Raw genomic sequence first — 20,129 nt, forward strand, 5'->3', positions numbered from 1 at the left:
CGGCAGCCGGACGTGCCGAATCGGAACCTCAGCGGAACTTCTCAGTTTTTGAGCGTCTGGCTCGGCGACTCGCCAAAGCGCTCGCGGTAGCGTGCGGCAAAGCTGCCGAGTTGCCAGAAGCCCCATTGCGCGGCGACCGAGGTCACCGTGACGCCGGGGGCCGCCGAGTGCAGCTCCTCGCGCACGCGGTCCAGCCGGTACTGCTGCAGATAGCGCTGCGGCGACAGGCCGAAGTGGCGCTCGAAACCGCTGGCCAGGGCGCGCACGCCGACGCCGGCGGCCCGGGCGATGTCGGCCACCGAGGGCACCTCGGCCGCATGGGCGTGGATGTAGTCGCGGGCGCGCCGCGTGGAGGCTGGCAGCGCGGCCGGCGCGTCCAGGCCGCGGGTGTAGTTGTTGGGCCAGGCCAGCAGCAGCTCGAACAGGGCCGCGTCGCGCAGGCCGTCCTCCAGTCGCGCGGCGGCCGCGTGCGGGTAGGCCGGCGTGGCGGCCAGATGCCCCAGCACGCGCAGCAGCGCCGCTACAGGGGCGCCGCCGGCCTGGGCGCGGTCCTCGAAGCGCAGCGCATGGGCCATGTCCGAGCCCAGCAGCGCGCGGCAGGCACTGCCCATGTCGGCGTCGGCCACGCGCAGGTTCAGCAGCTCCATGTCGCCCGACATCTCCAGGCCCTGCACCTCGTCGGGCGCGATGACGCCGGCGTCGCCCGCGCCGTACAGGTCGCGCTGGCCGCCGCGCCACACCTCGCCCTGGCGCAGATAGGAGAACACCCAGTGACCGTGCGAATGGGGCATGGCCATGCGCGTGGAGGTGCCGTAGCGAACTTCGCCGAGATGCAGGCGCGCGAACTCGGCGCCGCGCAGCCGCAGAGCCAGGTTGTTTTCGTTGCCAACGCGCAGCGCATGAGGGCCGTAAAGGCCGCTGAGCACGGCATGGGCTTCGTCAGGGTTGCTCGTCTCGCAGAGAGCCACCAGGCGGGAATTGCCTAAAGCGGCCTCGACCTCGGCGCCCTGCAGCGGGTGCTCGGCACTGACGGTGGCGGCGGTTGGCATGGCCTCGTTGTAGGCCAATTCCGGCGCAACCGCCATCGGTGCACATGCGCGGACGCGACAGTCACCCCCGGGACATGCGCCGGTGCTGAAATAACTTGATCGCGCTCCGAAACCCGCAGAAAAACCGAAGCTTCGTTCAACCTGAAGCTGTCCGTGATCCGCCGGGCGCTGGAGACAATCGCCGGCTGACCACGGACGCCTGCCATGCTCGAACTGCTTTCCGACCCGCAGACCTGGATCGCCCTCGCCACGCTGACCGCGCTGGAGCTGGTGCTGGGCATCGACAACATCATCTTCATCAGCATCCTGGTGGACAAGCTGCCCAAGGAACGCCAGGAAGTGGCGCGCCGCCTGGGCCTGTTCGCGGCGATGTTCATGCGCATCGGCCTGCTGATGGTGCTGGCCTGGATCGTCGGCATGGTGGAGCCGCTGTTCAACCTGCCCTTCCTGGAGCGGGGCATCTCGGGGCGTGACCTCATCCTGATCGGCGGCGGCCTGTTCCTGATCTGGARGAGCACCGGCGAGATCCACGGCTCCCTCGAAGGCGAGGAAGAGGCCCATGGCGGCGGCAAGGCCAAGGCGGCTTTCGGCGCCGTCATCCTGCAGATCATGATCATCGACCTGGTGTTCTCGCTGGACTCCATCATCACGGCCGTCGGCATGGTGGACGACGTGCGCATCATGATCGGCGCCGTCATCGCATCGGTCGGCCTGATGATGCTGTTCGCCGGCCCCATCGGCCGCTTCGTGTCCAACCACCCGACCATCAAGATGCTGGCCCTGAGCTTCCTCGTCGTCGTCGGCGTCGTGCTCGTCGCCGAAGGCTTCGGCCACCATGTGCCCAAGGGCTATATCTACTTCGCGATGGCCTTCTCGCTGGGTGTCGAAATGATGAACATCAAGATGCGCCGCAAGTCGGCCAGCAAGGTCAAGCTGCGCCAGCAGATTCCGGGCAGCTCGGGCGACTAGGTGATGATCGGCGGTCATGGAGAAACTGTTCCGTTTCCCAGCCGCCGTCCACCACGATGCCGGCGTCGCGGCCTGGATGGACGCACACGCCGGTGAGCTGGGCGACATCGCCCGCAAGTGGTTCGACGTCATGCGCGGCTGCGGCGCCGACGTGCGCGAACTGCTGCACGACGGCCACCCCACCGCCTGCGCCGGCGATGCGGCCTTCGGCTATGTCAATGCCTTCACATCCCACGTCAATGTCGGCTTCTTCAAGGGTGCCGAACTGCCGACCCCGCCGGCCTGTTGCAAGGCACCGGCAAGGCCATGCGCCACGTCAAGCTCAAGCCCGGCGAGCCCGTCGACGCAGCGGCCCTGGCCGCATTGATCGCAGCAGCCTGTGCCGACATGCGCCGGCGCTCACTATGACGACACTGCGGCTGGAGCCCTTTGTCGCCTTCGACGACATCCCCTTCAGCCTCGGCGTCGAAGCGCTGCTCGCCCGCCTCGGGCCGCCAGCGCAGCAGTCGCGCAACGCGGCCGAGTTGAACGCCTACGACTACGGCCACAGCGTGCTGCGCTTCCAGCACAACGGCCGGCTGGAAGAGATCACCAAGCGCGCGCCGGTGCTGCAGCTGGACACCGTGGCCATCCCCTTCAGCGCCCTCGCCGGCTTTGTGCTCGCCCAGGACGCCGACGCCTTCGAGCGCGCCGGCTTCCTCGTCAGCCCCGCCTTCGGCATCGCCTTCGTGCCGGGCGAGCCCGATTGGGTCACGGCGCTGGCGCGTCACTGCATCCCGACATGGCGGGCGCTGTAACGCGCTGAGCCTGATTCAGGTGGCCCAGATGCGTGGATCACTGGCCGACAGCGCCCACAGCTGCTCGCGCCACAGGGCCCGCACCCGCCGCAGCGCCACCGTCACGGTCTCGACTTCGTCACCGACGACGCGGGTCAGCAGGACGCTGCCGCGCGGGCCGGCCAGATGGGAGACGCCGCTGCGCGCCACCCCGTCCAGCAGGGCGCGGCTGTGGGTCAGCAGCGCGTCCACATCCCCCAGCGCGCCGGTCTGCGCATAGACCAGCGTGCCCAGCACGCGATGGCCGGCCAGGCCGCAGGGCCCATCGAGCAGGGCTTTGTCCGTCGCATCGAGCCAGCCGCGGTCCAGCCATTGGCCGGCGATCTCCAGGTGCTGCAGCAACCGGCCATGCTCAAAGGGTTGCGACGCGGCGGGCAAGCCCAGGCCCAGCACCTCGGTCGCGAACAGGCTCGCGCCAGGCGCCAGGCTCAACTTCACCTCGTTGCGGGCGAGGCAGCCGGGGTAGGCCAAAGTCTCCTGCGGCAGCCACTCCAGCCGCCCGCCCTCGCCCACCGCGGCCTGCACGACCTGGGCAGCCTCACCCGCGTTGGAGCGGTAGAAGCGCGTCGCGGCCGGCGTCGTGACAAGCAGATGGGCACCGGCCTGCACGTCGATGTGGATGTCGAGGCGATCACCGCCGACGAGACCGCCGGGCGGGTGCACGAGCACCGCATGTGCGATGGCGCTGCCCTCGGGGTAGAGCGTCTTCAGCAGGCGCAGCGGGCCGTCGTGGCGCGCATGCACGCGGGTGGCGCCGCCGCCATCGCGCGCCGCGCTCAGCGTCAGCCGCGCGGGCCAGCGGATGGGATCAGCCGACAAGCAGGCCCTTGGTCTCGATGAAGCGCACCACTTCGTCCAGGCCGTCCCGGGTCTTGAGGTTGGTCATGACCCAGGGCTTCACCGGCCGCATGCGCGCGGTGTCGCTGCGCATGACGTCCAGGTCGGCGCCCACATGCGGCGCGAGGTCGGTCTTGTTGATGACGAAGAGATCGCTCTTGGTGATGCCCGGGCCGCCCTTGCGCGGGATCTTCTCGCCGGCGGCCACGTCGATGACGTAGATGGTCAGGTCGGAGAGCTCGGGGCTGAAGGTGGCCGCGAGGTTGTCGCCGCCGCTCTCGACAAACACGATGTCGGCCTCGGGGAACTTCTCCAGCATGCGGTCCACGGCCTCGAGGTTGATGGAGCAGTCCTCACGGATGGCGGTGTGCGGGCAGCCGCCCGTCTCCACGCCCATGATGCGTTCGGGCGCCAGCGCGCCGGCCACGGTCAGCAGGCGCTGGTCTTCCTTGGTGTAGATGTCGTTGGTGACGACGACCAGGTCCCAGCGCTCGCGCATGGTCTTGCACAGCATCTCGACAAGGGTGGTCTTGCCCGAGCCCACCGGGCCGCCGACGCCGACTCTCAGCGGCGGCAGCTTCTTGGTGCGATTGGGGATGGCGTGCAAGGGAGCTGAAGTCATGAGCGGAACAGTCGTGAGTACTGGGTTTCGTGGCGGGCGCCAAAGACGCCGAGCAGGGGCGCAAAGGCCATGGGCTCGGGCGCGGCCATGGCTGTCGCCACGGCCTGCGGAATGGCTTGCACGAGGCGTGCCAGCAGCCGCTGGCCCGAGGTCTGGCCCAAGGGCACGCAGCGTACGGCAGCCTGCATCAGGTTCTCGGCCCAGCCGAAGGCGATGGCCTGCAGGGCCGGCTCCAGCGCGGCACCCCGCGACGCGGCAGCGGCGCCCATGACGACGGGCCAGCTGGGCGCCGGTTTCAGCGTACGCAGCAGCGGCAGGACGGGTGCGTCCGGCATCAGCCCTTGCATCCAGGCCAGCAGGCTGCGGCCCATCTGGCTGGCCTGTTGCAGGCTCTCGCTGGTCTCGCGGGTCTGCAGCACCCAGGCATTGAGTTCGGCCAGCCGCGCGCCGTCGAGCGCCAGCGTGGCCGCATGGGCCGCGGCCGCGACGGGCAGCTCGGCACGGGCCTGCACGAGTTCGAGCTGGTTCAGCAGCCAGTCACCGACGCTGGCCTCGTCATGCACGACGCCGGCATCGACCACCGCCTCCAGGCCTTCGGAATAGCTGAAGCCGCCGACCGGCAGCGCGGGGCTGGCCAGCCAGAGCAGATGCAGCAGCGCAGGATCAGTGCTTGTGGTCATGGCCGTGGTCATGCCCGCAGCCGGGGCCGTGCACGTGGCCGTCGTCATGCGCCTTGACGGGGATGGCCAGCGGCTTGCGGGCCGGCGCGGGCGCAGCTGCGTGCTCATGCGCATGGCCATGGTCGTGACCATGTGCATCGTGGTCATGCCCATGGTGATGATGACCATGACCGGCGCCTTCGCCGTAAGCCCCACCCTCGGGCTCGAAGGCCGCCTGGGCCTCGGTGACGATCAGATGCTGGCGGCGCAACATGTCGGCCAGCACGGCGTCAGGCTCGAACTGCAACAGCTCGGGCTGCAGCTCCAGCGGCACATGGCGGTTGCCCAGGTGGTAGGCGGCGCGCAGCAGATCGAAGGGCGAGCCATGCTCGGCGCAATGGCGCACCTGCAGTACGGGCTGGGGGGCGGCGATGACGCGCAGCAGGGAACCGTCTTCGCCCACAAGTACATCCCCACCGCGCAGCGCCGTGCCGCGGGGCAGCACCACCGCCACTTCACGACCGGAGCTGTCGGTCGCGCCAAATCGACTCTTGCTGCGGATGTCCCAGTCGAGTTCGAGAGCGGGCGAGCGCTTGAGCAGCACGGCGGCGAGGCCACCGCCTTGAGGGAGGCGTTTGGAGAAGGTGTGCATGATGGGTTTGGAGAGCAGCTGGTTAGTATTGTCGACGCGGTCACCTCAGGAGCAGCAAGCATGGACATCGTTCAACTGGTAGAGGCGCAAGACTCCCTCGGCTTTGTGCTTCCCGACGCCGTGCCGGCGCGCCTGAATCTCGCAGCAGGTGACGCCCTGCTGCTGACCGAGACGCCCACTGGCATCCTGCTTACGCGGGCCGATGCTGCAATGACCGAGCCGCAGCCCGACTCCGTTCCAACACCTTGACTCCCCAATGACCGCGCCCACACTCGAAACCCTCACCATCTMCCTGCAGGACCACATCGCCACCGTCCGCCTGAACCGCCCCGACAAGGCCAATGCGATGAACGCGGCCATGTGGCATGACATCCGCCGCGCTTTCGATTGGGTCGACGCCCAGCCCGAAGCCCGCGTGGCGGTGCTGGAAGGTGAAGGCAGGCACTTCACCGCCGGCATCGACCTGCAGATGATGATGGGCATCGCCCCGCAGATCCAGGACCCCTGCGACGGCCGCATGCGCGAGAGCCTGCGCCGCGTCATCCTGGACATGCAGGACACCCTCACCAGCCTGGAGCGCTGCCGCAAGCCTGTGCTGGCGGCCATCCATGGCGCCTGCGTGGGCGGCGGCATCGACCTGGTCTGCGCCGCCGACATGCGCTATTGCAGCGCCGACGCCTACTTCTCCATCAAGGAGATCGACATCGGCATGGTGGCCGACGTCGGCACGCTGCAGCGCCTGCCCAAGATCGTCGGCTCGCAGGGCCTGGTGCGCGAACTGGCCTACACGGGCCGGCGCGTTGAAGCGGCCGAGGCGCGCGAGATCGGCCTCGTCAACCGCGTGTTCGACAGCCGCGAGGCATTGCAAGCCGGCGTGCGCGAGATCGCCGCGGCGATCGCCTCCAAGTCACCGCTGTCCATCCGTGGCACCAAGGAGCAGCTGAACTACGCGCGTGACCACTCGGTGGCCGATGGCCTCAACTACATCGCGACATGGAACGCGGCGATGTTGATGAGCGAGGACCTGACCACGGCCATGATGGCCGGCAAGGGCACGCCAACCTTCCGCGACTGAGCACCGGGCCAGTTCCTGGTGCTGACTGGCCGCGCTACTCGATCTGGTCGATGGCCCAGTCGAAGGACGGATCACCCACATCGTTGTGCGCGATGTTGAAGTCCTTGCGCTGGATCTGCAGGTCCACATAGCCCCGGCCCTTGTAGCGCGCCTCATAGGCGACCACATCGTTCACGTTGCCGGGCGCGTTGGCGCTCGTCAGGATCAGGTGCACGGGCAGGCGGTTGCTGGCCGTGAAGCGGGCTTGCTCGTCCTGGATGTTCTGGGCCGTCAGCGCCCAGAAGGAGCCGTCGAACAGCAGATAGTTCCTGAAGAAGGGCGTCGCCACGGCTTCATTGCTCAGCATCAGGGAACCCAGCAGCCCGCCATAGGACGTGCCCGTGAAGCTGCGGACCGCCGTCGTGCGGTAGCTGGCCTCGATCAGCGGCGTCAGCTCCTCCTTCAGGAAGCGGGCATAGGCCGGCGCACCGTTGACGGTGTAGTCGATGGCCCGCCGGTCACCGGGGCCCTGCTCGATGCTCACCAGGATCATCGGCTTGCGGCGCTTGTCCAGCATCTGCGAGAACGAGTTGAAACTCCACTGCCCGTCGGTCGCGTACATCACGGCGTAGCTATTGCCTGACGCTGCGTAGTTCTGCGGCAGGTAGACGTGAAAGGGGTAGGTGATGCCGGTGATCTTGGACGTGATGGACTTGTTGCGCTCCACCATGCCCACGTAGACATAGTCGGGCGTGATCACCACCGGCGGCGTCGGCGTCGGCGTCGGTTCGCTGGCCCCGCCGCCACCGCCGCAGGCCGACAGCAGACAGACGAGACTCAGAAGCAGCAGAGGCAAGCGCATGGACATGAGAGGCCTTCTGGTTCTCGTCCGCTGCCCGCTTCAGTATCAGGACTGCTGGCTGGCCAGGCGGCGCGGTGACGGGTCGCGGCAGCATACGCAGACAGGACCCGGATGGCGCGCTGGAGAACCCGGGTGGGCGCCAGCTATGAAACGCCACGCCCATTTGCGACGATGCCCCGTGCTCGCCCGCGCCCTTGTCTGCGCCGCGCCGGCCCATCCGAGGTCCACGCCATGAAGAACTCCACCACCACCACGCAGCGCCTTTCAGCCTTGGAGGACAGGCCCATGCTGCCGTGGGCGCGGGCAGCCGCCATCGCCGCGCTGCTGGCATCGCTCTTCCAGCCGGCGCAGTCTGCGGACACCAGCGCTGCGCCAGCGGCCGCCGCCACGGCCCCTGCACCTGCCGGCAGCAGCGTGTTGTTCTGGACTTTCGAGCAGCAGAAGGCCGGCTACCCCCACATGGAGGACCAGTTCCCCACCCGGCTCGTCAAGCGCGGCACGACAGTGGCGCCGTTGCCGGTGGCGGAAAAGCCGCTGGACGTGACGTTCAAGGTCGCGGGCCAGACCTGGACCGTCGACGACTACATGACGCGCAACCGTGCCGCAGGCCTGCTGGTGCTGAAGGACGGCGAGGTGGTGCTGGAGCGTTACGGCCTGGGCCAGACCCCGCAAATGCGCTGGACCAGCTTCTCCGTCGCCAAGTCCTTCTCATCGACGCTCGTCGGCGCCGCCATCCGGGACGGGCGGATCAAGAGTCTCGACGACCCCATCACCACCTACCTGGCCGGCCTCAAGGGCTCAGCCTACGAGGGCGTCACCGTCCGGCAGATCCTCAACATGACGTCCGGCGTCCGCTGGAACGAAGACTATGGCGACCCCAACTCCGACGTCGCCCGCTTCGCCAACGAGCCCAGCGTCAAAGGCTCAGATCCCGTCGTGACCTATATGGCCCGGCTGCCGCGCGAAGCCGCGCCGGGCAGCAAGTGGGTCTACAAGACGGGCGAGACCAACCTGGTCGGTTCGCTGGTGCGAGCGGCGACGGGCAGGACCCTGTCCGACTACCTGTCCGAGAAGCTGTGGCAGCCGCTGGGCATGGAAGGCGACGCCTACTGGATGCTCGACAGGTCCGGCGCAGAGATCGCAGGCTGCTGTCTGTCGGCCACGCTGCGCGACTATGGCCGCTTCGCGCTGTTTTTCATGCGCGGGGCCCGCCTGGCCAATGGGCAACAGGTGGTGCCGGACGGCTGGGTGGAGCAGGCCACCACCACGACGCACGAAGCCACCGAGGGCCTGCAGGGCCGCGGCGGCTACGGGCTCCAGTGGTGGACGACGCGCGGCAGGGCTTACCGGGCTTCGGGCATCTTCGGCCAGGGCATCTGGATCGATCCCGAGCTCCATCTCGTCGTGGTCACGCACAGCGCCTGGCCCGGTGCCACCGACCCCCAGTCGGCCATGACCCGACAGGCCCTGATCGACGCCATCACGGCGCAATATCGGAAGAACTGAGCGAGGCTTAACCGGCTGTCGCCAGTTCACGCCCCAGCAGACTCTCGAGAATGCGCAGCGGCGCCCTGGTCGGGTCCTGCATGGCGTTGATCGGCAGGTGATAGGTCTGTTCCAGCGCGTATTGCCCGCTGGTTGCTGCATGCGACACGACGTCGGTGAAGACCATCCATGTGCTCCCGGCCGGAAAAGCGTAGGTGCGCTGAGCGGCCTGCGCCTGGTAGGCCAGGTCCGCCTTCATCCGGTCATGCAGTTGCAGCATGTAGTGGTCATAGGCAGAGCGTCGGCTTTTCGTGATGCCGAGCAGGTGCAGCATGCGGCTGGAGCCCCATACCGGGCCCGGCAGCGAAGGCAGGTAGTGGCGCGCCACGTTTTCAAACGAATCCCCGAGGCGCCAATTGCGGCTCCCACCCTGCGGATTGATATTGGTGAAGACGCGCAGCACTCGCCTTCCCTGGGTGGGCGAGGACGGGAAGCTGTCGACGTGCAGACGCGTATCGTCCTTTCGCCACGAGGTCTGCCGCCCAGCGATCTCCATGGGCCGATAGCTGGTGCGGGCCTGCTGCAAGCCGGTTTCGTAACCGGGCAACAAATTGCGGACCAAGCTTCTGCTCGAGGTGGCAAAGCGCGCCATCACGTTCTTCAGCCGCTGCAGATCGGCGTCGACGGCGCTGCTGCCGCGAAGCGATCCCGTGATGGGATCCAGACTCACATTCTTGCCATCCCCGGCGACTGCCGGTGACAGAAGCTGCTTTTCGTCGTCTTGCAACGCGAAGCTGAGCTGAGGGAAGAACAGCACGCCGCCTCGTTCGAGCGCATCGACTGCAAGTTCCTGCTCGCTTGCTGCGATGTCTTGATCCCAGACGGTGATTGACGAAGTGATGATGTCGGTCATAGACCTCGATGATGTTCAGGCAAGGGCGACTCAAACCGGCAGCGACCTTACCTGAAAGACGCCCTCGATGCTCGCACCCGGGCATGGCACCGCATCTGAGCCGCGGCGCCTTGGGCGGCCGGCTGTCACTTGTCGCCAGCAGCCGTCGGGCACACCACGCCATCCCAGGAAAGTACGGAGCTCGGCGAGGCGCGCCGGGCCCAAGAATCCCGCCGCGCGTGGATGCGCAACGGAGATTCTCATGACGACGACGCGAATTCCTTCCGCTGCCGCCCTGCGCGCCACGCTGGCCCTGGCACTGGCGCTGCAACTGTTGAGCGGCTGCGGCGGTGGTGGCGACATCAACGACTCGCCCGACATGGCCGGCCGGCTGGAGGCCGAGCACGGCGGCGCCGATGGGCTGAGGCAGTTCTTCGACAGCCACAGCGAGCCCGAGATCACCGCCGAGCTGGCGCGCTACGGCATCGGCTACGAGGTGCACGGGCCCGAGCTGGCCAAGATCCAGCAAGCCCACCCGCAGGCCATCACCGACTGCGCCAAGTTCTTCCCCACCGCCGACCGCACCAAGTGGCACAACTTCAACGGGGAGTACTACTACATCGACAGCTCCGGCCGCCCCAACAAGGCCTACGCCGACCTGCCGCCCATCAAGGCCGAGGCCCGCCAGGACAGCTGCCAGACCAGCATCGGGCAGTGGGGCGACGCCGAGAACCCCAGCAACGACTACGACGGCGGCCATCTGATCGGCTCGCAGCTCGGCGGCTGGGGCGGCCGCGCCAACATCGTGCCGCAGGACGCCAACTTCAACCGCGGCAACTGGGCCCAGCTCGAGAACAAGATGGCCAAGTGCGGTGTGCTGGCCACCGGCGCCATGCGCTACAGCATCGACGTCGGCTACCCCAGCAGCTCCACCCTCATCCCATCGTCCTTCACGATGACGATCACCCGCCAGAGCAACGGCGCCAAGGTCACGCTGCACTTCACCAACGTGGACGGCGGCGGCACGAGCGGCACCAGCGAACGCCTGCGCGGTACGGATTTCCTGACGGCCAACGGCTGCAACTGAGGAGCAACCCCGGCGGTCGCAAAGCGCATGGGGCCATCGGCATGGGATGCCCCAGGCGCCCTCAGCGGCGCAGCAGCGTCAACCCGATCAGCCGCGACACCACGGCCGCCAGGTAGCCCACGCCGACGAACATCTCCAGGCTGGTCAGCGCGCGCGCCAGCGGCCGCACCGGGATGACGTCGCCGATGCCCGTGCTGGACAGCAGCGCAAAGCTCAGGAACATCAGCTCGGACCAGGTGCGCGGCTGTTCGGCGTTGACGGCAGCCGAGAAGCTGCCCGGCTGCACGGCCTGCAGCACCACGAAGGTGTAGGCGAAGCCCCAGGCCAGCAGCGTGAAGGTGGCACCGGCCGCGAACAGCTCGTCGCTCGTCGCGTGCATGTCGCTCATCATGTAGGCGACCAGGCTGCCTGCGGCGTAGAAATAGAACAGCGCTTCCAGCGCGGCGGACCAGGGCTGCAGCCAGTGCAGCTCCCACACCGCCTGCAGCACCAGCATGGCAATGGCCGGCAGGGCCAGGCAGACGCTCAGCCAGGTCAGGCCAGGCGTGCGGCGCACCATGCCGGTCGTGAAGATCAGCACGGTGATGCCGAAGGCACTCAGCGCCACCGGACCGGCGCGTGACGCCTCGAGGACCGGATAGAGCAGCAGGCCGACCAGCTGCACGACCAGCAGGATGGCGGAAGGGTGGCGCCGCGTGAGGGCGAGAAGTCTGAGTTGGCGGACTTGCATGGCGCGATTCTGGCCGCGCCCGACGCCGACGCTGCTCCGGCGGAGGTGCTGGCCCCTCAGGGTTTCGCCAGCAGCGCCTCCATCTCGTCCATGATGCTGTCCATGCGCTTGACCACGGCCTGGTAGGGCGCCGGGGTCGCCATGTCGAGGCCCGCGTTCTTCAGCGCCTGGTAAGGCGCCACCGAGCCACCGCCGGCAAGCAGCTTCAGGTAGTTGTCGCGGGCGCCCGGCTTGGCCGCCAGGATGTCCTCTGCGAAGTGCAGGGCCGCGGTGACCGACGTCGCGTACTGGTACACATAGAACGGCCGGTAGAAGTGCGGGATGAAGGCCCACTCCTGGCAATACGCCGGGTCGATCTTCATCACGCCGGCGGCGTCGCCGTGATAGTCCTTCAGCAGCTTGCAGTAGATCTCCGTCATGCGCTTGCCGTTGAGCGCCTCGCCCTTGGCAGCGGCGTCGTGGGTGTTGAGCTCGAACTCGCCGAACATGGCCTGGCGGAAGAAGGTGCCACGCAGACGTTCCAGCGCGTAGCCCAGTTGGTAGAGCTTCTCTTCCTTGCTGCCGGCCTGGCCGCGCATGTAGTTGCTGAGCAGCACCTCGTTGGCGGTGGACGCGATCTCGGCGATGAAGAGCGAATAGTTCGCCGTCTCATACGGCTGGGCGCGGTTGGCCATGGCCGTGTGCATGGCGTGGCCCCACTCGTGCGCGAAGGTGCTGACCGACTCGAACTCACCCTGGTGGTTCAGGAACACAAAGGGCGGCGCGCCGTAGACGCCATCCTGGTAGGCGCCGCCGCGCTTGCCGGGCGCCGGCAGGGCATGCATGGTGTTGGCCTTGAAGCCGGTCTTCAGCAGGGCCTGGTAGTCGTCGCCAAGCGGCTTTGTCGCCGCGAGCGTCAGCGCGGCGGCATCGTCCAGGCTGTACTGCTTGTTCTGCGTGACCAGGGCCGGGTAGATGTCGTAGTAGTGCAGGTCCGGCAGACCCAGCATCTTCTGGCGCAGCTTGAAGTAGCGGTGCAGCGTGGGCAGGCCCTTGTGCACCTCGGCCACCAGTGTGCGGTAGACGGCCTCGGGCACTTCCTCAGCGCCCAGGCTCATGGCCACGGCGCTGGGGTGGTGGCGCAGCTTGGCCATGGTGGTGTCGTCCTGCACCACATTGCCCAGCGTCACGCCGTAGGTGTCCTCATACTGGCCGATGGCACCGAAGAAGGTGTCGAACACCTGCTTGCGCACCGCGCGGTCCGGGTGCTGGCGCAGCAGCCCGTATCGGGTGTCGGTCACCTTCTCTGTCTTGCCGTCGACCATCAGCTCGGGCCACTTGGTGTTGGCGTTGAACAGCAGCGTGCGCACCTCGCCCGTGGCGCTGCGCACCGGCCCCAGCGCCGCGATGACGGCTTCGCTTTCGGCGCTCAACGTGTGCCTGGCCTGGCGCAGGCTGTTGCGCAGGTGTTCGGCATGCTTCTTCAGTCCCGGCTCGGCCTTCAGGAAGGCCTTGACCTTGGCCTCGCCCAGCGACTGGATCTCGGGCTCCAGCCAGGCAATGGTGCTGCCGTATTCGCCGTCCAGTTGCGCCGTCAGGCCGCTGCGCTCCTGGTTCTTGGAATCGCGGTTGTCCGTGGACTGCTTCATGCTGGCGTAGACGCGCAAGCGGTCCATGCGCAGGTTGGCGGCGCTGATGGTGTCCAGCCCGGCGCGCAGGCTCTTGGCGCTCTTGCCCAGCGTGCCCTTCAGGGCCGCCAGCTTGGGCAGGTCGGCCTGCACCGCCTTGCGGGCGGCTTCCCAGTCGCTGTCGCTGGCGAAGAGAGGACTCAGGTCCCAGACGGCGGGCAGGGGCTCGGCATGCAGAGCCTGGCCGCCCAGGGCCAGGCCGAGGCAGAGGACGAGGGCGCGGGGAAGGGGCAGACGCTTCATGGGAGCAAGGGTTGGGGTGTACGGAATCGCGCAGTGTCGTTCCGGATGGGCGTACTGACCGAAGTGACATCGGGCAAACCCGGAGCGCGGATGGGTGGCGAACGCTTGCACGCCTCAGGGCACCGCCTCGGCCTCGCACGTCCAGCCGCGGATTCCCTCCAGCCCTTTGGCCGAGCTCACCGTCGTGTACTCGGCTTAAGTTCCGCGCCTTAGCGCCGACAAACCAGGGTCAAGCATCGCCAGCGTTCGGCCGTTCGCCTAATTGCTCGATGAAGTGGAGGGTGACGTGATCACAACAGTCTCGCAGGCGCCCCTGGCGCTCACAACAGGGCAGCGCCCAACGATCGACTCAGAGGAAGTCCTCGCGACCCGCCTGGCGAAAGCCCGTGAGAACGGCGGCACGTACGAAGACCCGGCCTTGGGTGCCGCGACGATCGTCCAGATTCCTGAGCCGCTGACAAGCCAGCGTGCCTTCAGGGAAACGCAGATTGCTCACAACGATGCCGCTGGGCGCAGCATGAACGTCATCGAGAAGGAGCTGGACAAGGTTGGCGCCATGCTTGCCAGGCGTCGACCCGAAATTGCCGCTGCCCATTGGGACTTCAAGCTGGTCGACGGCCGGTTTGAAGTCTCGGGCCTCGACGAAGACGATGCCAAGTGGCTGGAGAGCAAGTTGAACGCAAACCACAAGCTCGTTGATGCGGCCAAGTCGTTTATTTCGACGGCCGTCGCCGCGCTGGAAACAACCGAGTTGACGCCGGCGCATGTCGACTACAACTACCTGTCACGACGCATGGAGACCTATGATTTCTCCAACGTCGCCGAGCAGCTTTCGGACAAGCTCTCCTTTCGCGCGCTGCTGCAAGACTCGGATCTCATCTTTGATTCCAAGCGCATCACTTTGGACGACAACAGCCGAGGCATGAGCGGTCTCAACGTCGTGGCGAACCGACTGACCGTCAACAACCCGCCCATCGAGCGCATGGGGGCGTTTTTCGCGAACCGCTACCAGACGGCGACCAGTTGATCCGAACCCTGCCCGAGAGGCCTGAACCGATCCGATCAACGAGCAGAACAACGACCGGTCGCGCGCCGTCAGCGGCGCCGACGCAGTGCCAGCGCGAGCAGGCCGCCACCCAGCAGCAATGCCACCGAGGGCTCGGGCACCGGTGCATAAGGTGTGTTCCAGTCGATACCGCTCTGGCTGCTGAGCGTGTAGGCAATCGCATTGCCGGCCACGCTGACGCCGCTGACGCCTTGCCAGGTCAGCGTGCTGGCGAAGTCGCTGGTGGCCTCGCTGAACCAGTTCGGCCCGGCACCGGCCGTGCCCGCGGACGCGCGCGAGAAGATGCCCAGCTCGAAAGGCGTGCCCAGCTTGACCGTGACGCTGAAGCTGACGTCCTGGTCGATCACCTGGTGGAAGGGAAAGCCGCCCTGGCCTTGCCCCTGGCGGCGAAAACTCTGCCCCGCAACCGCCGCGTTGTTGAGCCAGACCTGGCTGCCGATCCGGGTATAGCTGTTGCCGATGGGCAGGCCGTCTAGCACGCCGTCGAGATGGATGCTGAAGCTCAGCACGGCGTTCTGGCCGATCTGGGCCGAGTTGGCCGGCATCAGTGTCCAGGTGTCGGTCCATCCGACCGTGCTCTCGGCCGCCGCGAAGCCGGCGCTGGCATTGGCGCGGAAATGTGCGTACATCCCGACCGAACCGTAGGTGGCACTGCCATGCGAGTCCGCCTGAATGGCAGGCGTCGCCTGGTCGTAGGTGGCGCTGGTTGCCAGCTGCTGACCCGGTGTGGTGGTCGAGGCAGCGTTGCAACTGGACAGGCCCGGCCGCCAATCGAACAGATTGCCCTCGGTCGGGAAGGCGCCGGTGGCCAGGCCGGCGCAACTGGACACGAGAACGCCTGTGGCACCGAGATTCTGTTGGCTCAATTCGGCGGCGAAGGCAGGCAGGCAAGCCAGGGCGAGGGGCAGCAGGGCGAGGCGATGGCGCATGTCGGGCTCCTTGTGCGGTGACCCAACGCTACGCGCCCACCCCGCGGACGTCAGCCCCTAAAACCGGCTGATCCCTGGCGGGTTCGAAATACGTCAGTACGACGAAGGCGTCGCATTTGCGGCGTACGGCCACTCGGCCAATCGGCCAATCGGCCAATCGGCCACTCGGCCGCCCGAACGCTTCTATGCCTCAGGACTCTTTCCCGGCGTCGCGTGTCCAGCCGCGGATTCCCGCAATCACCAGGCCCACCAGGGCGAGGTTGGGCAGGATGAGGTATTCGATATGGTCGCCGGCGTTGACAACGAAGGCCAGCGGCAGCGTGCTGAGGATGGCCACCAGTGCCCCGAGGATGCCGATCAGCGTACCGAGGGCGAAATCGCCGCCCTCGCTGATGACGCTGCTCGGCAGAGCCCGAAAGCCCATGACCACCAGCGTCAGCGCCACGCCCACGCCCAGCGCGACCAGCCAGGTAAGGAGTGCCCGCTCCAATGAGAACCTCAATGGGCCAGGCGGCGCCTGCTGACCTTGCCCTGCATTGCGCGGTGGCGGCGATTCAGTCCTTGGCTGCGGCACCCTGGTCTCCCTGAACTGTTGGCAGGGAATGTAACGCCACAAGTCCATGGACTGCAGCGGAGCCAGGTGCAGCTTTTCACGGCCTGAACCGACATCCGCGAGAAACAGGGTCTGCACCCTTCAGCCCGAGGTGAGGACACCGTCAATCGACAGCCGCAGACTCGTTCTCCGTGTGCCGGTCAGGCTCCGTGGTGCGGAGGATTTCGTTCAGAACGGAAGTGGCGTAATTCCCGGCGGGCAAAGAGAACGTGAGCACCAGTTGATGGGCTTGCGGCCATTCCCATGCCATGTCYGCCGGGCTCGCCACCAGGGTGCGGCGCTCCTGATCCAGACCGGCGTGTTCCATGCCGTCGCACAAGGTGGCGTGACGTTCAGCCACGCCGTTTTCGAGGGCCTGCGCTTGATCGGTGGTGAGCACGCGGCCCCGTCCCCAGAGCGGCCCGGTGGGCCGGCCCGCCTCGTCCATCACGTCACCGGGCAGGGTCTTGCCCCAGAGCCCCTGCTGAATTCGCAGCGCCAGCACTTCATTGAAGACGAAGGAGCGCACCGCCGACAGGTAGATGCCCTTCTTCTTCGGGTTGCGCACGCGGATTTCGCGCGCCAGCATGGCGCGGCCCTGTTCGACGTTGCCGCCCTCAAAGCCAAAACGCTGAGCACCGAAGTAGTTGGGCGCGCCATATGACGCCACGGCCTTGAGATTGGCCTCGATGGCGTCGCGGTCGCCGGTCACGTCACGCAGCACGATGCGGAATCGGTTGCCCTGCAGATCACCGCGGCGCAGCTTTTTCACGTGGCGGCTCTGGCTCAGCACCTTGAATTCCGGGTGCTGAAGCCCGGTCAGGTCGGGCGTCTCTCCCTTGGGCAGGTAGATGCTGAACCACTGACGGGTGATGGCGTAGCGGTCCTTGAGGCCGGCATAGCCCACGTCCCTTTCCTGCACGCCGGCGGCCTCGGCCAGTTGCTGGGCGACGAAGACGGTGTTGGCGCCGTTCTTTTCGATGTCCAGCCAGATGTGTTCGCCCTCACCGGAGGGYAGCTGCAGCGGCAGCTCGGTCACGATGAAGTCTTCGTTGAGGAATTTCAGCGTGGCGTTGGCGCCGCTGGCCGGACAAGCGTTGGGCCACTGCGGCAAGTTCGTGTATTGAGCGTCGGTCATGAGCGGTCTGACGGCACCAGCAGTAGAGAGGGGCAGGCTGCCTGGCCGACCAGGGGCAGTCCAGACAGCGATTCTCTCCCGACCTGTATGCCTGCTGTCAGCGGTGCTCGCAGGGACGTCAATGGCCGATCGCTGTGGTCCTGAAGCAGAAGATGAGCACTCGCCTGGCAAACAGCGCAAACCAGCGTCAATGCCTCTTTTCCAATGCCTTGCCTGGCCTCTCGAGACGTGGCGTTTCTAGAACAGGAAATACCGCTGCGCCATCGGCAACTCCTTGGCCGGCTCGCAGGTCAGCAGCACGCCGTCCGCCCTCACCTCATAGGTCTGCGCATCGATCTCCATCGTCGGCAGGTAGTTGTTCAGCAGCATGTCGGCCTTCTTGACCGAGCGGCAGCCCTTCACGGGCACCAGGGTCTTGGCCAGGCCCAGCTTCTCGACSTTGCCCTGCCCTGCCTGGCTGACGAAGGTCAGCGAGCCCTGGGCCAGCGCAGCGCCGAAGGAACCGAACATCGGCCGGTAGTGCACCGGCTGCGGCGTCGGGATGGAGGCATTGGGGTCGCCCATCGCAGCGGCAGCGATGAAGCCGCCCTTCAGGATCAGCGCGGGCTTCACGCCAAAGAAGGCGGGCTTCCACAGCACCAGGTCGGCCCATTTGCCGACCTCGATCGACCCCACCTCGTGGCTGATGCCGTGGGCCAGCGCGGGGTTGATGGCGAGCTTGGCGAGGTAGCGCTTCACGCGGGCGTTGTCGTTGCCGGCGCCGTCCCCAGGCAGCGCACCACGCTGCACCTTCATCTTGTGCGCCGTCTGCCAGCAGCGTAAGGAAACCTCGCCCACGCGGCCCATGGCCTGGGAGTCGGACGAGAACATGCTGATCGCGCCCAGGTCGTGCAGGATGTCTTCGGCGGCGATGGTCTCGCGGCGAATGCGGCTTTCGGCAAAAGCCAGGTCCTCGGCGATGCCGGCGTCCAGGTGATGGCAGACCATCAGCATGTCGAGGTGCTCGTCCAGCGTGTTGACGGTGAACGGCCGCGTCGGGTTGGTGGAACTGGGCAGCACATTGGCCTCGCCCACCACCTTCATGATGTCCGGCGCATGGCCGCCGCCCGCGCCCTCGGTGTGGAAGCTGTGGATGGTGCGGCCCTTGAAAGCGGCAATCGTGTCTTCGACGAAGCCGCTTTCGTTGAGCGTGTCCGTGTGGATGGCGACCTGGGTGTCGGTCAGCTCGGCCACGTTCAGGCAGTTGTCGATGGCCGCGGGCGTGGTGCCCCAGTCCTCGTGCAGCTTCAGGCCGATGGCGCCGGCGTCGATCTGCTGCATCAGGCCTTCGGGGCGCGAGGCATTGCCCTTGCCCATGAAGCCGAGGTTCATCGGAAAGGCCTCGGCGGCCTTCAGCATCGTCGCGATGTGGTGGGGGCCGGGCGTGCAGGTGGTGGCCAACGTGCCGGTGGCGGGGCCGGTGCCGCCGCCGATCATGGTGGTCACGCCGCTCATCAGCGCCTCTTCGATCTGCTGAGGGCAGATGAAGTGGATGTGGGTGTCGATGGCGCCAGGCGTGACGATGAAGCCCTCGCCGGCGATGATTTCGGTGCCGGGGCCGATGACGATGTCCACGCCCGGCTGCACGTCGGGGTTGCCGGCCTTGCCGATGGCGGCGATGCGGCAGCCGCGCAAGCCGATGTCGGCCTTGACGATGCCCCAGTGGTCGAGGATGACGACGTTGGTGATGACAGTGTCGACCGCGTCACCCGGGCCGGGGCCGTTGATGCGCTGGGACTGGCCCATGCCGTCGCGCACGGTCTTGCCGCCGCCGAATTTCACTTCCTCGCCGTAGCCGCCGGAGCGCAGCGTCAGGTCCTGCTCGATCTCGATGACGAGGGCGGTGTCGGCCAGGCGCAGCCTGTCGCCGACGGTGGGGCCGAGCATCTCGGCATAGGCGCGTCGATTGATCTTCATAGCTTGCCCTGCACCAGGCCACGAAAGCCCCAGACGGTGCGGTCACCGGCGAGATCCACCAGCTCGACGGTGCGCGTCTGTCCCGGCTCGAAGCGCACGGCCGTGCCGCTGCAGATGTTGAGCCGCATGCCGCGCGCGGCCTCGCGGTCGAAGCCGAGAGCCGCATTGGTCTCGGCGAAGTGGTAGTGGGAGCCGACCTGGATGGGCCGGGTGCCGGTGTTGGCGACCTTCAGTGTCAGCGTGCGGCGGCCGGGGTTGAGTTCGTGCTCGCCCTCGGCGGTGATCAGTTCGCCCGGCACCATCACTTGCGGCCCTTGGTCAACCACCAGACCGCGACGCCGGCCGCGGCGATGAGGGCCGTCATGCCGACGCCGTCCCAACCGTGCAGATGGGCGGACGGCGCGCCATGGCCGTCGTGGGCAAGCGCCGGGGCGCTCAGCAGGGCAAGCAGGAGTGCGCGCATGGGGTTCAGACGATGGGTTGGTGAACGGTGACGAGCTTGGTGCCGTCCGGGAAGGTGGCCTCGACCTGGATCTCGGGAATCATCTCGGCGATGCCGTCCATGACATCGTCCCGGGTCAGGATCTCGCGGCCCTCGCTCATCAGTTGGGCGACCGTCTTGCCGTCGCGTGCGCCTTCGAGGATGGCGGCGCTGATGAAGGCGACGGCCTCCGGGTAGTTGAGCTTCAGTCCCCGCGCACGGCGGCGTTCGGCCAGCAGCGCCGCGGTGAAGAGCAATAACTTGTCTTTCTCACGTGGAGTCAATTCCATCTTGCTTCGCTCGATCCTTGTCAGTCAGCACGT

At 67.1% G+C, this 20,129-nt stretch carries 24 protein-coding genes; 8 read left to right on the top strand and 16 right to left on the bottom strand.

Going from position 1 to position 20,129, the window contains the following annotated elements; translation table 11 throughout:
• Window positions 1–41: 41 nt before the first annotated feature.
• Window positions 42–1,049, bottom strand: coding sequence for a helix-turn-helix transcriptional regulator (locus AC1DW3_RS16750; RefSeq protein ID WP_477932895.1), 1,008 nt, complete (start codon window positions 1,047–1,049; stop codon window positions 42–44).
• Between the two features lie 204 nt (window positions 1,050–1,253).
• Here AC1DW3_RS16750 and AC1DW3_RS16755 point away from each other — a divergent pair, with 204 nt between their 5' ends.
• The 3 genes from AC1DW3_RS16755 to AC1DW3_RS16765 are packed head-to-tail and all read left to right on the top strand — an operon-like array spanning window position 1,254 to window position 2,815.
• Window positions 1,254–2,018 (top strand): TerC family protein, encoded by a 765-nt coding sequence (locus AC1DW3_RS16755; protein ID WP_477932897.1) that lies wholly within the window; start codon window positions 1,254–1,256, stop codon window positions 2,016–2,018.
• 16 nt (window positions 2,019–2,034) lie between these two features.
• Entirely contained in the window at window positions 2,035–2,385 is a 351-nt protein-coding gene (locus AC1DW3_RS16760) for a hypothetical protein (RefSeq protein WP_477932899.1), read from the top strand.
• Window positions 2,386–2,422: 37 nt separating this feature from the next.
• Entirely contained in the window at window positions 2,423–2,815 is a 393-nt protein-coding gene (locus AC1DW3_RS16765) for a hypothetical protein (protein ID WP_477932901.1), read from the top strand.
• A gap of 15 nt (window positions 2,816–2,830) precedes the next feature.
• Here the strand turns inward: AC1DW3_RS16765 and AC1DW3_RS16770 are convergent, their stop codons facing one another.
• The 4 genes from AC1DW3_RS16770 to ureE are packed head-to-tail and all read right to left on the bottom strand — an operon-like array spanning window position 2,831 to window position 5,624.
• Window positions 2,831–3,673 carry an urease accessory protein UreD gene (locus tag AC1DW3_RS16770; RefSeq protein ID WP_477932903.1) on the bottom strand — a complete coding sequence of 281 codons (843 nt, stop codon included), beginning with the start codon at window positions 3,671–3,673 and terminating at the stop codon, window positions 2,831–2,833.
• Window positions 3,663–4,313, bottom strand: a complete 651-nt coding sequence (gene ureG, locus AC1DW3_RS16775) for an urease accessory protein UreG (protein WP_477932905.1) — start codon at window positions 4,311–4,313, stop codon at window positions 3,663–3,665. The genes AC1DW3_RS16770 and ureG overlap by 11 nt, the downstream gene beginning before the upstream one ends.
• Window positions 4,310–4,993 carry an urease accessory protein UreF gene (locus AC1DW3_RS16780; protein WP_477932907.1) on the bottom strand — a complete coding sequence of 228 codons (684 nt, stop codon included), beginning with the start codon at window positions 4,991–4,993 and terminating at the stop codon, window positions 4,310–4,312. Before AC1DW3_RS16780 ends, ureG begins: the two co-directional genes overlap by 4 nt.
• The gene (gene ureE / locus AC1DW3_RS16785) at window positions 4,977–5,624 is read right to left on the bottom strand and encodes an urease accessory protein UreE (RefSeq protein WP_477932909.1); all 648 of its coding nucleotides are present in this window, start codon (window positions 5,622–5,624) and stop codon (window positions 4,977–4,979) included. Before ureE ends, AC1DW3_RS16780 begins: the two co-directional genes overlap by 17 nt.
• Window positions 5,625–5,684: 60 nt before the next feature.
• Here ureE and AC1DW3_RS16790 point away from each other — a divergent pair, with 60 nt between their 5' ends.
• Window positions 5,685–5,873 (top strand): AbrB/MazE/SpoVT family DNA-binding domain-containing protein, encoded by a 189-nt coding sequence (locus AC1DW3_RS16790; protein ID WP_477932911.1) that lies wholly within the window; start codon window positions 5,685–5,687, stop codon window positions 5,871–5,873.
• A gap of 7 nt (window positions 5,874–5,880) precedes the next feature.
• The gene (locus AC1DW3_RS16795; RefSeq protein WP_477932913.1) at window positions 5,881–6,699 is read left to right on the top strand and encodes a crotonase/enoyl-CoA hydratase family protein; all 819 of its coding nucleotides are present in this window, start codon (window positions 5,881–5,883) and stop codon (window positions 6,697–6,699) included.
• A 34-nt stretch (window positions 6,700–6,733) separates the two neighbouring features.
• Here the strand turns inward: AC1DW3_RS16795 and AC1DW3_RS16800 are convergent, their stop codons facing one another.
• Entirely contained in the window at window positions 6,734–7,546 is an 813-nt protein-coding gene (locus tag AC1DW3_RS16800) for an alpha/beta hydrolase (protein ID WP_477932915.1), read from the bottom strand.
• 225 nt (window positions 7,547–7,771) lie between these two features.
• On the opposite strand from AC1DW3_RS16800, the gene AC1DW3_RS16805 reads away from it, so the two are divergent.
• Complete coding sequence (locus AC1DW3_RS16805; RefSeq protein WP_477932917.1) at window positions 7,772–9,046, top strand: serine hydrolase domain-containing protein; 1,275 nt, start codon at window positions 7,772–7,774, stop codon at window positions 9,044–9,046.
• Between the two features lie 7 nt (window positions 9,047–9,053).
• Here the strand turns inward: AC1DW3_RS16805 and AC1DW3_RS16810 are convergent, their stop codons facing one another.
• On the bottom strand, window positions 9,054–9,938 hold the full coding sequence (locus tag AC1DW3_RS16810; protein ID WP_477932919.1) for a Kdo hydroxylase family protein: 885 nt from the start codon (window positions 9,936–9,938) through the stop codon (window positions 9,054–9,056).
• Window positions 9,939–10,179: 241 nt separating this feature from the next.
• On the opposite strand from AC1DW3_RS16810, the gene AC1DW3_RS16815 reads away from it, so the two are divergent.
• Entirely contained in the window at window positions 10,180–11,004 is an 825-nt protein-coding gene (locus tag AC1DW3_RS16815) for a DNA/RNA non-specific endonuclease (RefSeq protein ID WP_477932921.1), read from the top strand.
• 61 nt (window positions 11,005–11,065) lie between these two features.
• On the opposite strand, the gene AC1DW3_RS16820 is transcribed toward AC1DW3_RS16815, so the two are convergent.
• Together AC1DW3_RS16820 and pepF are read right to left on the bottom strand one after the other, a co-directional pair.
• Window positions 11,066–11,734 carry an ion channel gene (locus tag AC1DW3_RS16820; RefSeq protein ID WP_477932923.1) on the bottom strand — a complete coding sequence of 223 codons (669 nt, stop codon included), beginning with the start codon at window positions 11,732–11,734 and terminating at the stop codon, window positions 11,066–11,068.
• A gap of 56 nt (window positions 11,735–11,790) precedes the next feature.
• Window positions 11,791–13,644, bottom strand: coding sequence for an oligoendopeptidase F (gene pepF, locus AC1DW3_RS16825; protein ID WP_477932925.1), 1,854 nt, complete (start codon window positions 13,642–13,644; stop codon window positions 11,791–11,793).
• Between the two features lie 286 nt (window positions 13,645–13,930).
• Here pepF and AC1DW3_RS16830 point away from each other — a divergent pair, with 286 nt between their 5' ends.
• The gene (locus AC1DW3_RS16830; RefSeq protein ID WP_477932927.1) at window positions 13,931–14,671 is read left to right on the top strand and encodes a hypothetical protein; all 741 of its coding nucleotides are present in this window, start codon (window positions 13,931–13,933) and stop codon (window positions 14,669–14,671) included.
• Window positions 14,672–14,739: 68 nt separating this feature from the next.
• Here AC1DW3_RS16830 and AC1DW3_RS16835 read toward each other — a convergent pair whose 3' ends face one another.
• The 7 genes from AC1DW3_RS16835 to AC1DW3_RS16865 form a co-directional block, all read right to left on the bottom strand.
• Window positions 14,740–15,639, bottom strand: a complete 900-nt coding sequence (locus AC1DW3_RS16835) for a PEP-CTERM sorting domain-containing protein (protein ID WP_477932929.1) — start codon at window positions 15,637–15,639, stop codon at window positions 14,740–14,742.
• A gap of 190 nt (window positions 15,640–15,829) precedes the next feature.
• The gene (locus AC1DW3_RS16840) at window positions 15,830–16,141 is read right to left on the bottom strand and encodes a hypothetical protein (RefSeq protein ID WP_477932931.1); all 312 of its coding nucleotides are present in this window, start codon (window positions 16,139–16,141) and stop codon (window positions 15,830–15,832) included.
• Between the two features lie 214 nt (window positions 16,142–16,355).
• Complete coding sequence (gene truD / locus AC1DW3_RS16845; protein ID WP_477932933.1) at window positions 16,356–17,369, bottom strand: tRNA pseudouridine(13) synthase TruD; 1,014 nt, start codon at window positions 17,367–17,369, stop codon at window positions 16,356–16,358.
• A gap of 237 nt (window positions 17,370–17,606) precedes the next feature.
• Window positions 17,607–19,325, bottom strand: a complete 1,719-nt coding sequence (gene ureC, locus AC1DW3_RS16850) for an urease subunit alpha (protein WP_477932935.1) — start codon at window positions 19,323–19,325, stop codon at window positions 17,607–17,609.
• Entirely contained in the window at window positions 19,322–19,627 is a 306-nt protein-coding gene (locus AC1DW3_RS16855; RefSeq protein WP_477932937.1) for an urease subunit beta, read from the bottom strand. Before AC1DW3_RS16855 ends, ureC begins: the two co-directional genes overlap by 4 nt.
• The gene (locus tag AC1DW3_RS16860; protein WP_477932939.1) at window positions 19,627–19,788 is read right to left on the bottom strand and encodes a hypothetical protein; all 162 of its coding nucleotides are present in this window, start codon (window positions 19,786–19,788) and stop codon (window positions 19,627–19,629) included. The genes AC1DW3_RS16855 and AC1DW3_RS16860 overlap by 1 nt, the downstream gene beginning before the upstream one ends.
• Before the next feature lie 5 nt (window positions 19,789–19,793).
• A complete protein-coding gene (locus tag AC1DW3_RS16865; RefSeq protein ID WP_477932941.1) occupies window positions 19,794–20,096 on the bottom strand; it encodes an urease subunit gamma in 303 nt (100 codons plus the stop codon).
• Window positions 20,097–20,129 lie beyond the last annotated feature (33 nt).

The organism is Roseateles sp. P2_H4 (assembly GCF_056403315.1).